Raw genomic sequence first — 12632 nt, 5'->3', positions numbered from 1 at the left:
CGCAATCGTCAAGCGAAGTCGCCTGTGTTCAGTAATATTGTCTCGGCAAGCTTTCTAGATTAAAAATATCAATATTCACGTCATTCATTCAGTTTTGATATGCTTGATATATTCCTCAAAGGCATAAATATAATGAGACGACTGAATTTAAGGCATATAGAAATATTCTGGTCGGTTATGACCACAGGCAGCGCCACGGCAGCAGCGGCTCTGCTGCATACCTCGCAACCCACCATCAGTCGGGAACTGAAAAGGATCGAAACAATCACGCAATTGGTGCTGTTCAAACGCGCCAACGCTAAGTTGGTTCCCACCGAGCAGGCCCTGATGCTCTTCGACGAGGTGAAGCGCGCGTATTTCGGGCTGGAGCGAATCTCCAAGGCTGCCGATGCGATCAGGCAATACAAGCATGGCCAGGTTAGCCTGGCTTGCCTGCCTGCCTTTTCTCAAACAGTAGTGCCTGTGGTGTGCAAGCATTTCCTCGACCTTTACCCGGACGTGGCGATCAACATCACGCCGCAGGATGCTCCGCTCTTGAACGAATGGCTTTCGTCGCAACGCTATGATCTTGGCCTGATCGAGGACAGCGTTGTGCCCGGTGGTACAGAGGTAGAGTGCATTTTCACCGCCGATACCGTCTGTATACTGCCTTCGCAGCATCGGTTGAATGCCAAGACAATATTGCAACCAGAGGATTTTGCAGGTGAGAATTTCATTTCACTGGCGGCCAGCGACGCGTACCGGAACAAGATCGATAGTTGTTTCGATAGCCGCGACATCAAACGCCGCCTGTTGGTTGAGACCCATAGCGCGGTAGCAGTCTGTGCAACCGTGGCCCAGGGTGTTGGCATTGCAATCATCAATCCGCTGACGGCGCTGGCCTACGCCAAGCTCGGACTGCAGGTTCGCCGTTTTGCGCTGTCCATCCCCTATACGCTTAACATGGCCCGCCCGCTGTACCGCCCATATTCCCCGCTCGTCGACAGTTTCATAGGCTCACTGCGCCAATGCTGCCAGACCTTTGCTCTCCAACTGAAAGAGCCCTGACTCATCAGGGTCAATAATGGCAATGAACTTGGCCTGAAGTGCAGGAGTAAGGCCAATCCTGTCTTTTTTATCGCCCCTGTTTCGATATTTTTACTTGCCTCACATAGCACAAAGCCCCGAATTACGGGGCTTTGAATAACTTATCCACAGAAAATGAAACGCTCCCTGTTTAATTTACAGCATCTTTCAGGGATTTGCCCGGTTTGAAGGCCACGGTGTTGCTGGCCTTGATCGTTACCGGCTGGCCGGTTTGCGGGTTTTTGCCGGTACGGGCACCGCGGTGGCGTTGCACGAAAGTGCCGAAGCCCACCAGGGTCACACTGTCCTTGCGGTTCAGTGCACCGGTGATTTCTTCCAGTACGGTGTTGAGTACACGATTAGCCTGATCTTTGCTCAGATCCGCCTTTTCGGCGATGGCGGCGGCGAGTTCCGGTTTACGCATAAATGCCCCTTTGACGGTTTTTTGTTGTTGTGTCCGTGCTGCTCATCCAGAACAGCGCCCAAGGCGCCGCAACAGCTCTGCGCTGCGGCAGACCTCAAGGAGGATGGCATGTGATTCGGAGCTGCGCCAGTCTTGTCCGACAGTTTAACCGGACAATTTAGAGGTGTATCCGCCAGAACGACCGGCATTCATGCCAACAGCGCCGGCAACTGCCTGTTCAGCGCGAGCTTTTCCTGCACGGCCGTACCGGTCAAGGCATAGCCGAGCAGGCTGCCGGCGGCATCGCGGCACAGTGCCTTGATGTCGCGGCCGCTACCTTCGACCGTCCACTCGCCCTGCAGACCGTGCGGCGGCGGCGAAACCACCAGCGGGCACACCGGGGTTTTCACCGTGATCGGCATCGGCCCGTAACTGACCGCGGTCGGTTTGCCGGCCAGGGTCTGGGCCAGGGCCCGAGCGCAGTGCATCAGCGGCATGACGTACTGCAGGTTGAGGCCATCGACCTCGGCGCAATCGCCCAGGGCATAGATGTTGGCGTGCGAGCTGCGCAGCTCGCGATCGACCGCGACCCCGCGATTGACCGCCAGGCCGGCGGCCGCTGCCAGCTCGATCCGCGGGCGCAAGCCGACCGCCGAGAGCACCAGATCGCAAGCGATCAGCGTACCGTCGGACAGGCGCGCTTGCAGCCCCCCATCCACGCGGTTGAGGCTGGCCAGCAGCGGGCCGAGATGGAAGCGCGCACCGAGACTGTGCAAGCCCGCCTGGACTGCCGCGGCGGCGGCCGGATGCAGCAAGCCGGGCATCACCTGCTCGCAGGGCGCCACCAGTTCGACCTGATAACCGCCGAGGCTGAGGTCGTTGGCGAACTCGCAGCCAATCAGGCCGGCGCCGAGCAGCAGCACGCGTTTTTTCCCGGCCACGGCGGCACGAAAACGCGCGTAGTCCTCCAGGTCGTTGATCGACAGGATCGCGTCCTGGGCATCGCCCGCGACCGGCACCCGGATCGGCTCGGCGCCCCAGGCCAGCACCAGATCGCGATAAGGCACCGCCTCTGCGCCGATCCACAGCCGGCGTTGATCCGGATCGATACCGGTGATGCGGGTGTGGGTGTAGATCTCGGCCTTGAGCTGTTCGGCCATGGCGCCGGGTTCGGCCATGCTCAAGCCGTCGGCGTCCTTGTGCTTGCCGAAGCCGGTGGACAACATCGGTTTGGAGTAGGAACGCCCGTCATCGGCGCTGATCAGCAGCAACGGGGTGTCGCCGTCCAACTTGCGCCATTCCCGGGCCAGGTTGTAGCCGGCCAGGCCGGTACCGACGATCACCACAGCTGCATGCATCTTCACTTCCTCGATCGGCAAAACAGGGCCACGGTCTCAGGCTATCGCCACGACCCGGAGCATTCATGGGGGCGGCCCAAGGGCCAGGAGACTCAGCTGATCTCGATCATCTCGAAATCCAGTTTGCCGGTGCCGCAGTCCGGGCACAGCCAGTCCGCGGGGATGTCTTCCCAGGGGGTACCAGGCGCAATGCCTGCTTCGGGGAGGCCTGCCGCTTCGTCGTAGAGAAAGCCGCAGACGATACATTGCCACTTGCGCATAGCGACCTCTGCGCGGCGAATATTTTCTTGACCCTAGCGCATTGCCCGGCATGCGCCAAGCCCGGCACACGCCAACGCGGGGGGCGCGGTCAGCCGATTTCGATCATCTCGAAATCCAGTTTGCCCACTCCGCAGTCCGGGCACAGCCAGTCCTGCGGCACATCTTGCCAGGGCGTACCCGCGGCGATGCCTTCGTCGGGCCAGCCCTGGCTTTCGTCGTAAATCAATCCACAAACCACACATTGCCACTTCTTCATAACGCCCTCGGGTGCAGGTAGTGCATGCAGCTACGCTACCGTAAATGCGCGGGGGCGCCAATCGGCGCGCAGCCGTCGCGGCGTTCGAGAGCCAGCGGCCGAGCACGTCTTCGACCGCGCCGCCGAAACGCAGATGCTTGCCCTGGCCGGCGATCAAGCGCGTGCCCCGCAACATGTCGCGCACCGAGCCGCCCCAGGGCCGGCGCGTGCTGATCACCCGTTCGCTCGGCTCGTGGCTGACCATGCGGCTGGAGGGCTGGTCGCAGGAGCAACAGCCGGCATAGGGTGGGTTAGCAGGCCGTTGAAAAACTACCTACGTTGCCGATACGGCGTTAAAAACAGGCTCGGCTGCCTCGCCTAGGTTTTTCAACGGCCTGTTAGGCGCGACAAGCAAGACCACCCTACGCCCGCAAGCGTCCATGCTAGACTCGCGCGCTTCCGATCCGTGGTGAATTCTGCCGTGCCTCACGCCGCCCTCGCCCATCCGCCGCGCTGGCTGACCGCCAGCCAACTGCACCCGGCCCCGGCTGCCGGCGTGCGCGATTGGCTGTTCAATCAAGACTCGCTGACCCGCAGGCTGACCGCGCTGTCCCATGACGGCTTCAGCGTCACCCCGCTGGTCGAGGGTTGGCAGCGCCTGCGCAGCGACGAATGCAGCGCCCTCAACGTGGCCGCCGGCAGCCAGGGCTGGGTGCGCGAAGTGTATTTGCGCGGCCATGGCCAACCCTGGGTATTCGCCCGCAGCGTGGCCGCGCGCAGCGTTCTGGAAGGCTCCGGCCTGGCCCTGGAGCAACTCGGCAGCCGCTCGCTGGGCGAACTGCTGTTCAGCGACCGCGCCTTCGACCGCAACACCCTGCAGGTCTGCCGTTACCCGGCACCCTGGCTGCCCGCCGAGGTGCGCGAGGAACGTCTGTGGGCACGCCGCTCCTGCTTCAGCCGCGGCGTCCTCGGTGTGCTGGTGGCCGAAGTCTTCCTGCCCGAATTCTGGCCCGCCGCCGGGATCGAGGCGTAGGGTGGGCTGAAGCCCACCCTACATTTATCCGCACGCCCGTATAATCCGCGCAACCCGCACGGAGACGCGCTCGATGTACACCCGCCTGCTCAAATCGCTGAATCGCCTGCACCCACGCGCCTGGGATTTCATCCAGCTGATGCGCCTGGAAAAACCCATCGGCATCTACCTGTTGCTGTGGCCGACGCTGTGGGCGCTGTGGGTCGCGGCCGCAGGCGTGCCCAGCGCGAAGAACCTGTTGGTCTTCGTGTTCGGCGTGATCCTGATGCGCGCCGCCGGCTGCGTGATCAACGACTACGCCGACCGCGACTTCGACGGCCACGTCAAACGCACCCAGACGCGGCCCCTGGCCAGCGGCAAGGTAACGCCGCGCGAGGCGCTGATCCTGTTCGCCGTGCTGGTGCTGCTGGCCTTCGGTCTGGTGCTGCTGACCAACGCCGCGACCGTCTGGCTGTCGTTCGGCGGCCTGGCCCTGGCCGCCTGCTACCCGTTCATGAAGCGCTACACCTTCTATCCCCAGGTGGTGCTGGGCGCGGCGTTTTCCTGGGGCATGCCGATGGCCTTCACCGCCGAGACCGGCAGCGTGCCACCCGAGGCCTGGCTGCTGTACATCGCCAACCTGCTGTGGACGGTGGCCTACGACACCTACTACGCCATGGCCGACCGCGACGACGACCTGAAGATCGGGGTCAAATCCACCGCCATCCTGTTCGGCGACGCCGATCGGCTGATCATCGCCATGCTCCAGGGTCTGGCCCTGCTCTGCTTGCTGCTGGCAGGCAGCCGTTTCGAGCTGGGCGTGTATTTCCACCTCGGCTTGGTCGTGGCGGCCGCCTGCTTCGCCTGGGAATACCACAAGACCCGCAACCGCAAGCCGATGGCCTGCTTCAACGCCTTCCTGCACAACCACTGGGCCGGCCTGGCGATTTTTGTCGGGCTGGTGCTGGACTATGCCCTGCGCGGGTAGGATGGGTCTTCGCCGCCTACCTGTCATATCACTGCAATAATTCCGTTATCTAATGCCACGCATGACAGTTCAACGACTCGAGGCCGGATCCATGGTTGGCAAGAACATCCTGATCGTCGATGACGAAGCACCGATCCGCGAAATGATCGCGGTGGCCCTGGAAATGGCCGGTTACGAGTGCCTGGAGGCGGAGAGCAGCCAGCAAGCCCACGCCATCATCGTCGACCGCAAGCCCGACCTGATCCTGCTCGACTGGATGCTCCCCGGCACCAGCGGCATCGAGTTGGCGCGGCGGCTCAAGCGTGACGAATTGACCGGCGACATCCCGATCATCATGCTCACCGCCAAGGGCGAAGAGGACAACAAGATCCAGGGCCTGGAGGTCGGCGCCGACGACTACATCACCAAGCCCTTCTCGCCGCGCGAGCTGGTCGCCCGGCTCAAGGCGGTGCTGCGCCGCGCCGGCCCCAGCGACAGCGAAGGGCCGATCGAAGTCGGCGGCCTGCTGCTCGACCCGATCAGCCACCGGGTGACCATCGACGGCACGCCGGCCGAGATGGGGCCTACCGAATACCGCCTGCTGCAATTCTTCATGACCCACCAGGAACGTGCCTATACCCGCGGCCAGCTGCTCGATCAGGTCTGGGGCGGCAACGTCTACGTCGAGGAGCGCACCGTCGATGTGCACATCCGCCGCCTGCGCAAGGCGCTCGGCGAGGCCTACGAAAACCTGGTGCAGACCGTGCGCGGCACGGGCTATCGTTTCTCCAGCAAGAACTAGCGCTGTCCCCGGCCGATGACGCCGCGGGTTAGGATTGCCGGCTGGCCTCGACGGCCCAATGGATCGATTGGCGGATGACTCCCAAGTGAAGCAAAACTGGCGTGGCGCCATGGTGCGCCGCCTACTGTTGTTAATCGGCGCCTGCCTGCTGCTCGGTCTGCTCAGCGGCGAATACGCCTGGGCGCTGGCGGCCGGTCTGGCCGCCTACCTGGGCTGGACCCTGAGTCAGTTGCTGCGCCTGCACAAGTGGCTGCAAGAGCACCAGCCGGACGAGCCGCCGCCGGATGGCTATGGCCTGTGGGGCGAGGTGTTCGACAGCATCTATCACCTGCAACGACGCAATGAGAAGGCTCGCGGCCGCTTGCAAGCGGTGATCGACCGCGTGCAGGAGTCCACCGCCGCGCTGAAGGATGCGGTGATCATGCTCGACAGCCACGGCAACCTGGAATGGTGGAACCGCGCGGCGGAGACCCTGATCGGCCTGAAAACCCCGCAGGACAGTGGCCAGTCGATCACCAATCTGCTGCGCGACCCGCGCTTTATCGACTACTTCGAACGCGGCAACTACCTTGAACCGCTGGAACTGCCCTCGCCGCTGAGCGACCGTCGCCGCCTGCAGTTCCATATCACCCGCTACGGCAATCGCGAGCACCTGATGCTGGTGCGCGACGTCACCCGTTTGTATCAGCTCGAGCAGATGCGCAAGGACTTCGTCGCCAACGTCTCCCACGAATTGCGCACGCCCCTGACCGTGATCGCCGGTTACCTGGAAACCCTGCTGGACAACGTCGAAGGCGTCAATCCGCGCTGGCTGCGCGCGCTGCAGCAGATGCAGCAGCAAGGCGCACGCATGCAGAACCTGCTCAACGACCTGCTGTTGCTGGCCAAGCTGGAGGCCACCGACTACCCCTCGGACAACCAGCCGGTAGCGGTCGACCTGCTGTTGTTGAGCATCCAGAGCGACGCCCAGGCACTCTCCGGCGAACGGGGCCACCGCATCAGCCTGGAGGCCGATCCGCACCTCAAGCTCAAGGGCAGCGAGGCGGAACTGCGCAGCGCCTTCTCCAACCTGGTGTTCAACGCGGTCAAGTACAGCCCCAACGAAGGCGCGATTCGCATCCGCTGGTGGGGCGACGAACAAGGCGCGCACCTCGCGGTGCAGGACAGCGGCCCGGGCATCGAGGCCAGGCACCTGCCGCGCCTGACCGAGCGCTTCTACCGGGTCGACTCCAGCCGCGCCAGCAACACCGGCGGCACCGGCCTGGGCCTGGCCATCGTCAAGCATGTGCTGCTGCGCCACCGCGCCCGCCTGGACATCGCCAGCAGCCTGGGCAAGGGCAGCAGCTTCACCTGCCACTTCCCCAACAGCCAAACGGTGCGCCGTGTTGGCTAAGCCTGCGCGTGAGGCGAACAGGCTTGCAAAGCCGATTGCTTAGCCCCACCCTTTAGCGCTCATTGGCCTACCGAACCCTATATGGATCCCTCCACAAGTTATTCCGCCGCTACCTTTTTCGCCGATTTTGGCCTTCTTCTGTTCGCCCTGTTGCTAGTCCTGCTCAACGGCTTTTTCGTCGCCGCCGAGTTCGCCATCGTCCGCCTGCGCGCCACCAAGGTCGAGGCCCTGGCCAACCAGAACGGCTGGCGTGGGCATATCCTGCGCACCGTGCACCACCAGATGGATGCCTACCTGTCGGCCTGCCAACTGGGGATCACCCTGGCCTCGCTGGGCCTGGGCTGGGTCGGCGAACCGGCCTTCGCCGAACTGCTCGCCCCGCTGCTCGGCGCCATCGGCATCGGGTCGCCGCAGCTGGTGCACGGCATTGCCTTCTTCAGCGCCTTTGCGATCATTTCCTACCTGCACATCGTGGTCGGCGAGCTGGCCCCCAAGTCCTGGGCGATCCGCCAACCCGAACTGCTCTCGCTGTGGACGGCCGCGCCGCTGTACCTGTTCTACTGGGCCATGTACCCGGCGATCTTCCTGCTCAATGCCAGCGCCAACGCCATCCTGCGCATCGCCGGCCAGGGCGAACCGGGGCCGCACCACGAGCACCACTACAGCCGCGACGAGCTCAAGCTGATCCTGCATTCCAGCCGCGCCAGCAACCCCAGCGACCAGGACATGCGGGTGCTGGCCTCGGCGGTGGAGCTCGGCGAACTGGAGGTGGCGGACTGGGCCAACTCGCGTGAAGACCTGGTCTACCTGGAACTCAACGCACCGCTGGACGAGGTGTTCAACGTGTTCCGCCGGCACAAGTACAGCCGCTACCCGGTGTACGACGAGGCCATGGGCGAGTTCGTCGGCGTGCTGCACATCAAGGATTTGCTGTTGCACCTGTCGCTGCTGGAAATGCTGCCCTCGGCGCTGAAGCTAACGGAGCTGATGCACCCGATCGAACGGGTAGGCCGGCATATGCCGCTGTCCGACCTGCTCGAGCAATTCCGCAAGGGCGGCTCGCACTTCGCGTTGGTCGAGGAAGCCGACGGCAAGGTGATCGGCTACCTGACCATGGAAGACGTGCTGGAGGCGCTGGTCGGCGATATCCAGGACGAACACCACAAGACCGAGCGCGGCATCCTCGCCTACCAACCGGGCAAGCTACTGGTGCGCGGCGACACCCCGCTGTTCAAGGTCGAACGCCTGCTGGGGGTCAACCTCGACCATATCGAGGCGGAAACCCTGGCCGGGCTGGTCTATGAAACCCTCAAGCGCATGCCCGAGGAAGAGGAAGTGCTGGAGGTCGACGGCCTGCGCATCATCGTCAAGAAAATGAAGGGGCCGAAGATCGTCCTGGCCAAGGTGCTCAGGCTGGATTAACTGCACGCGGATCAACCCGCACCAGCCTGTACCGTTCGCCAGCCCATCAGCGGCGCCCTGGCCTTGGCTTGTCGCGACTGGCTACTCGCCCCCCACGGCGAAATTCGGCAGGCTGTTGACCGGCTGAGTGAAGTCGAAGGGAATCGATTCCAGGGCCAGGCCGACGTTGCGCTGCACCACGAAGTGCAGGTGCGGCCCGGTGCTGTTGCCGGTGTTGCCGGAACGGGCGATAAAGCTGCCGCGGTTGATCCGCTGGCCTTCGCGCACGCTGACCGAGCCCTGCATCAGGTGCAGGTAGACGCCCATGGTGCCGTCGTCGTGCAGAATGCGCACATAGTTACCGGAGGGGTTGTTGCCGCGCCCGCTCTGCCGATTCTCGGTCTTGACCACTACGCCGCCGCGCGCCGCGACTATCGACGTGCCTTCGGGCATGGCGATGTCCATGGCGTAACGGCCTTTGGCGGTGAAGTGGCTGTATTTACCGTTGGCGCCCTGGGTCAGGCGGAAGGGGCCGCCACGCCAGGGTAGCGGGTAGTTCTTTTGCGTTGGCAGCAGGCGCGGGTCGCCCAGGGCATAACGCAGTTTCGGCGTATAGCGCAGCGGCTTGCCGGCATCGCGCGCGGTCAGGGTGGCGAGGCGGATCTTGCTGCGCGGCGGCAATACCCAGGTGATGGGTTGATCCGGGGCGCCGATGGCGTTGTCGACCTGCTCCAGCTTCAACTCGATCTGCACCGGCGCATACAGGTCGTTGCGCACCAGCAGGGTGTCGCCGGCCGCGTGCTTGCGGGTTTCCAGCTTCACCTGGTTGTCCAGGCGCTCGACCATGCGCTCACGGAAGACGAACACCTGGGCGCCCGCCGCCGCTTTATCGGTATAGGTCACCACTCCATTGGCGTCGGTGTACTTATAGATGGTCAGGGCGGCGGCCTGGCTGGCAACCAGCAGCAGGGCGCAGCAAACGGTCAGACGAAAGGGCATGGGCTCACGAACTGCTGTGGCTCTCCAGAGCACTGGAGACTAGCAGCGCCGTTGCAGACACGCGAGTCCGATAGGCGCGAAATGTGATCCCACGCATTTGCCGCCGCCCCAGAGCACCTGCGACCGTTTGACGCAGCGCTTGCGCAGACCTAACCTCAGGACTAGAGATGCCCGCTGGCTCGACACGGAACGGGCATCCGGATTCCACACGAGCGCATTCGCCAGCATGAGGATTAACCGTCATGAAAACATCGATGTTCAACAGCCTGCTGATCGACAAACCGCTGCGGGATATTTTCTGGTTCTACGGCGTGATACCCAGCAATATCCTCTGGGCGGTAACGCTCGCGGTGTATTTCAGCGGCGCCGCACTGGCCACGGTCGTGCTCATGTTCGGCGTGCTGATCGCCTATACCGCCTGGATTATCAGTGAGATTTGGTACTGCAGCGGCAACGTGACAAACCCATCCCACGGCGACATCGCCCGCGTCCTGACGGCCGCCTGGGCGATCAATACGCTGCTGCTGATGTCCTTCCTGCTGCTGCAGCGCCTGGGCTAGCAACCTGCTAGCAGGCCGTTGAAAAACGTTGGCGAGGCAGCCAACGCAAGGCAAAAACAGGCGAAAAAGCGGAGTTTACGAGTTGTAAATGAGCATTTTGAGCCTGTTTTTAACGCGGCGATGGCAACGCAGGTAGTTTTTCAACAGCCTGCTAGAGCGGATCAGGCTCCGGGGACAAAGTGCTTTTGCGTCGTCCCACGGGCGATCAGGCGCGACAGGTAGTCGAGTTTCTGCGGATCCTGGTCGACGAACTTGAACGTCAACAGCAGCCACTCACTGTCCGGTTTGGGTTCCAGCGCCGCCACTGCGTGCAGGTAGCCGTTGAGCCGCGCCACCTCGCCGCCTTCGCCCTGCTCGAGGTCGAGCACCGCGCTGTCCAGCACTTGCGGCAACAGTTCGGCGCGCTTGACCACCAGTTGCGCGTCTTTGAGGCTGAGCGCCTTGATCACGCAATTCATGGTGCCGCCAGCCAGACGCAGCTGGCCCTGGCCACGCCCGCCCGGAGCCTGCCCCGCCGATTTGGCCGAGGCTGCTGGAGCCCTGGGAACCTCCTGACGCGCCGCTGCGGCTTCAGCCGGAGCGGCTGCCGCCGGTTTGCTCAGCGCGGCCTGAGCGCCGGTCAGCGCCGCCAGCGAATCATTGGCAAAGCCGCCGCTGCTGAGCATTTTCGGCGGCGCACTGGCCAGCAGGGTTTGCAGCTTGCCGGCACGGCTCAAGGCTTTCTTGACCTTGGTGAGCAACTGCTCATTGGAAAACGGCTTGCCGATAAAGTCGGAAACACCGGCCTGGATCGCCTGGATCACGTTGTCCTTGTCGCCGCGGCTGGTGACCATGATGAAGGGCACGGTTTTCAGGCTGTCCTGCTCGCGGCACCAGCCGAGCAGTTCGAGGCCCGACAGTTCGGGCATCTCCCAATCGCAGAGGATCAGGTCGATGCTTTGCCGGCCGAGCAACTGCTGGGCTTTGCGCCCATTGATGGCTTCGACTATCTGCACGCCGGGGAAGTGATCGCGCAGGCCTTTTTTTACCAGGTCACGGATAAAGGTGGCGTCGTCCACCACCAGTACGCTGACTTTACTCATCGGCCACTCCTGTTCGAATGGCTGCAAGCATAAGCGCGGCGAACGGCCAAAGGCCAACCCTAAAGTAGCTGCTGGCCACTTTAGCCGGCCGTTGCAAAACCACCTCCGCTGCCGGTACGGCGTTAAAGCGGCCATGCCCCGCTTCTCGCTCGCGGGTGAAGTAACGCTTTTGCAGGAGCGGATTTATCCGCGAATTTACCGGCTTGGCCGGTCGTTCCTGCCGCAAGCGGCCGTTGAGCAACGGCCGCCTTCGGCTCTCGGGCGCTGACTCAGCGGTCTTTGCCAGCGCCTTGGACTTCTTCCTTCATGCGGGTCAGGCCCATGTGTTTGACGTCGGTGCCACGCACCAGGTAGATCACCAGCTCGGCGATATTGCGCGCGTGGTCGCCGATGCGCTCCAGCGAACGCAGGGCCCAGATGATATTGAGCACCCGCGAGATCGAGCGCGGGTCTTCCATCATATAGGTGACCAACTCGCGCAGGGCGGTCTTGTACTCGCGATCGACGGTCTTGTCGTACTGCGCCACCGACAACGCCAGGTCGGCGTCGAAGCGGGCGAAGGCATCCAGCGCCTCCTGCACCATCTTGCGCACCTGGTCGCCGATATGCCGCACTTCCACATAGCCGCGCGGCGCTTCGCCTTCCTCGCACAGGAGAATCGCGCGCTTGGCGATCTTGGTCGCCTCGTCGCCGATGCGTTCGAGGTCGATCACCGACTTGGAGATGCTGATGATCAGGCGCAGGTCGCCCGCCGCCGGCTGCCGCCGAGCGAGGATGCGCACGCATTCCTCGTCGATGTTGCGCTCCATCTGGTTGATCTGGTCGTCGATCTCGCGCACTTGCTGGGCCAGACCGGAGTCGGCGTCGATCAGCGCGGTGACCGCGTCGTTGACCTGCTTCTCGACCAGGCCGCCCATGGCCAGCAGGTGGCTGCGCACCTCCTCCAGCTCGGCGTTGAACTGCTGGGAGATGTGCTGGGTGAGGTTGTCTTTGTTGATCATCTTGATCGCTCCGCGAAAGCTGCCGGCTGGCTGTGGTGCGCACGACGCACCCTACGAATTATCAGGTGGATGGTCTTTGCCAGGGGGTGCTGG

Annotated in this window: 14 protein-coding genes and 1 pseudogene; 7 read left to right on the top strand and 8 right to left on the bottom strand. The window is 63.2% G+C overall.

Going from position 1 to position 12632, the window contains the following annotated elements; genetic code table 11:
- Positions 1-132: 132 nt before the first annotated feature.
- Entirely contained in the window at positions 133-1047 is a 915-nt protein-coding gene (locus tag P8H27_RS06720; RefSeq protein ID WP_289635942.1) for a LysR family transcriptional regulator, read from the top strand.
- A 169-nt stretch (positions 1048-1216) separates the two neighbouring features.
- On the opposite strand, the gene P8H27_RS06715 is transcribed toward P8H27_RS06720, so the two are convergent.
- From P8H27_RS06715 to glcE, 5 genes and pseudogenes are all read right to left on the bottom strand, one after another.
- Positions 1217-1489 carry an HU family DNA-binding protein gene (locus P8H27_RS06715; RefSeq protein ID WP_090499841.1) on the bottom strand — a complete coding sequence of 91 codons (273 nt, stop codon included), beginning with the start codon at positions 1487-1489 and terminating at the stop codon, positions 1217-1219.
- A 188-nt stretch (positions 1490-1677) separates the two neighbouring features.
- Positions 1678-2826 (bottom strand): NAD(P)/FAD-dependent oxidoreductase, encoded by a 1149-nt coding sequence (locus tag P8H27_RS06710; RefSeq protein WP_289635941.1) that lies wholly within the window; start codon positions 2824-2826, stop codon positions 1678-1680.
- Between the two features lie 92 nt (positions 2827-2918).
- Positions 2919-3086: a rubredoxin gene (locus P8H27_RS06705; protein WP_289635940.1), complete on the bottom strand. Its 168-nt coding sequence runs from the start codon at positions 3084-3086 to the stop codon at positions 2919-2921.
- 89 nt (positions 3087-3175) lie between these two features.
- Positions 3176-3343, bottom strand: a complete 168-nt coding sequence (locus tag P8H27_RS06700; RefSeq protein ID WP_079203891.1) for a rubredoxin — start codon at positions 3341-3343, stop codon at positions 3176-3178.
- An 85-nt stretch (positions 3344-3428) separates the two neighbouring features.
- A pseudogene (gene glcE / locus P8H27_RS06695) lies at positions 3429-3548 on the bottom strand (glycolate oxidase subunit GlcE); the annotation flags it as partial.
- 255 nt (positions 3549-3803) lie between these two features.
- Between glcE and P8H27_RS06690 the strand changes: the two are divergent.
- The 5 genes from P8H27_RS06690 (at position 3804) to P8H27_RS06670 (ending at position 8918) form a co-directional block, all read left to right on the top strand.
- A complete protein-coding gene (locus P8H27_RS06690) occupies positions 3804-4355 on the top strand; it encodes a chorismate lyase (protein WP_289635939.1) in 552 nt (183 codons plus the stop codon).
- A 73-nt stretch (positions 4356-4428) separates the two neighbouring features.
- Positions 4429-5322, top strand: coding sequence for a 4-hydroxybenzoate octaprenyltransferase (gene ubiA / locus P8H27_RS06685; protein ID WP_289635938.1), 894 nt, complete (start codon positions 4429-4431; stop codon positions 5320-5322).
- Positions 5323-5413: 91 nt separating this feature from the next.
- Positions 5414-6103 carry a phosphate regulon transcriptional regulator PhoB gene (phoB, locus tag P8H27_RS06680; RefSeq protein ID WP_289635937.1) on the top strand — a complete coding sequence of 230 codons (690 nt, stop codon included), beginning with the start codon at positions 5414-5416 and terminating at the stop codon, positions 6101-6103.
- A gap of 58 nt (positions 6104-6161) precedes the next feature.
- Positions 6162-7496: a phosphate regulon sensor histidine kinase PhoR gene (gene phoR, locus P8H27_RS06675; RefSeq protein WP_289635936.1), complete on the top strand. Its 1335-nt coding sequence runs from the start codon at positions 6162-6164 to the stop codon at positions 7494-7496.
- Positions 7497-7577: 81 nt separating this feature from the next.
- A complete protein-coding gene (locus tag P8H27_RS06670; RefSeq protein ID WP_289635935.1) occupies positions 7578-8918 on the top strand; it encodes a hemolysin family protein in 1341 nt (446 codons plus the stop codon).
- 81 nt (positions 8919-8999) lie between these two features.
- Here the strand turns inward: P8H27_RS06670 and P8H27_RS06665 are convergent, their stop codons facing one another.
- Entirely contained in the window at positions 9000-9896 is an 897-nt protein-coding gene (locus P8H27_RS06665; protein ID WP_289635934.1) for a peptidoglycan DD-metalloendopeptidase family protein, read from the bottom strand.
- Positions 9897-10150: 254 nt separating this feature from the next.
- Here P8H27_RS06665 and P8H27_RS06660 point away from each other — a divergent pair, with 254 nt between their 5' ends.
- Entirely contained in the window at positions 10151-10456 is a 306-nt protein-coding gene (locus P8H27_RS06660) for a hypothetical protein (RefSeq protein WP_289635933.1), read from the top strand.
- Positions 10457-10617: 161 nt separating this feature from the next.
- Here P8H27_RS06660 and P8H27_RS06655 read toward each other — a convergent pair whose 3' ends face one another.
- Together P8H27_RS06655 and phoU are read right to left on the bottom strand one after the other, a co-directional pair.
- Positions 10618-11538 (bottom strand): response regulator, encoded by a 921-nt coding sequence (locus P8H27_RS06655; protein WP_289635932.1) that lies wholly within the window; start codon positions 11536-11538, stop codon positions 10618-10620.
- A gap of 269 nt (positions 11539-11807) precedes the next feature.
- Positions 11808-12539, bottom strand: a complete 732-nt coding sequence (gene phoU, locus P8H27_RS06650) for a phosphate signaling complex protein PhoU (RefSeq protein WP_289635931.1) — start codon at positions 12537-12539, stop codon at positions 11808-11810.
- Positions 12540-12632: the final 93 nt, after the last annotated feature.

The sequence above is a fragment of the Pseudomonas sp. sp1636 genome (assembly GCF_030376615.1).
Lineage (GTDB): Bacteria > Pseudomonadota > Gammaproteobacteria > Pseudomonadales > Pseudomonadaceae > Aquipseudomonas.
The sequence above is the reverse complement of the archived record's forward strand: the minus strand, read 5'-3'. Positions and strand labels throughout refer to the sequence as shown.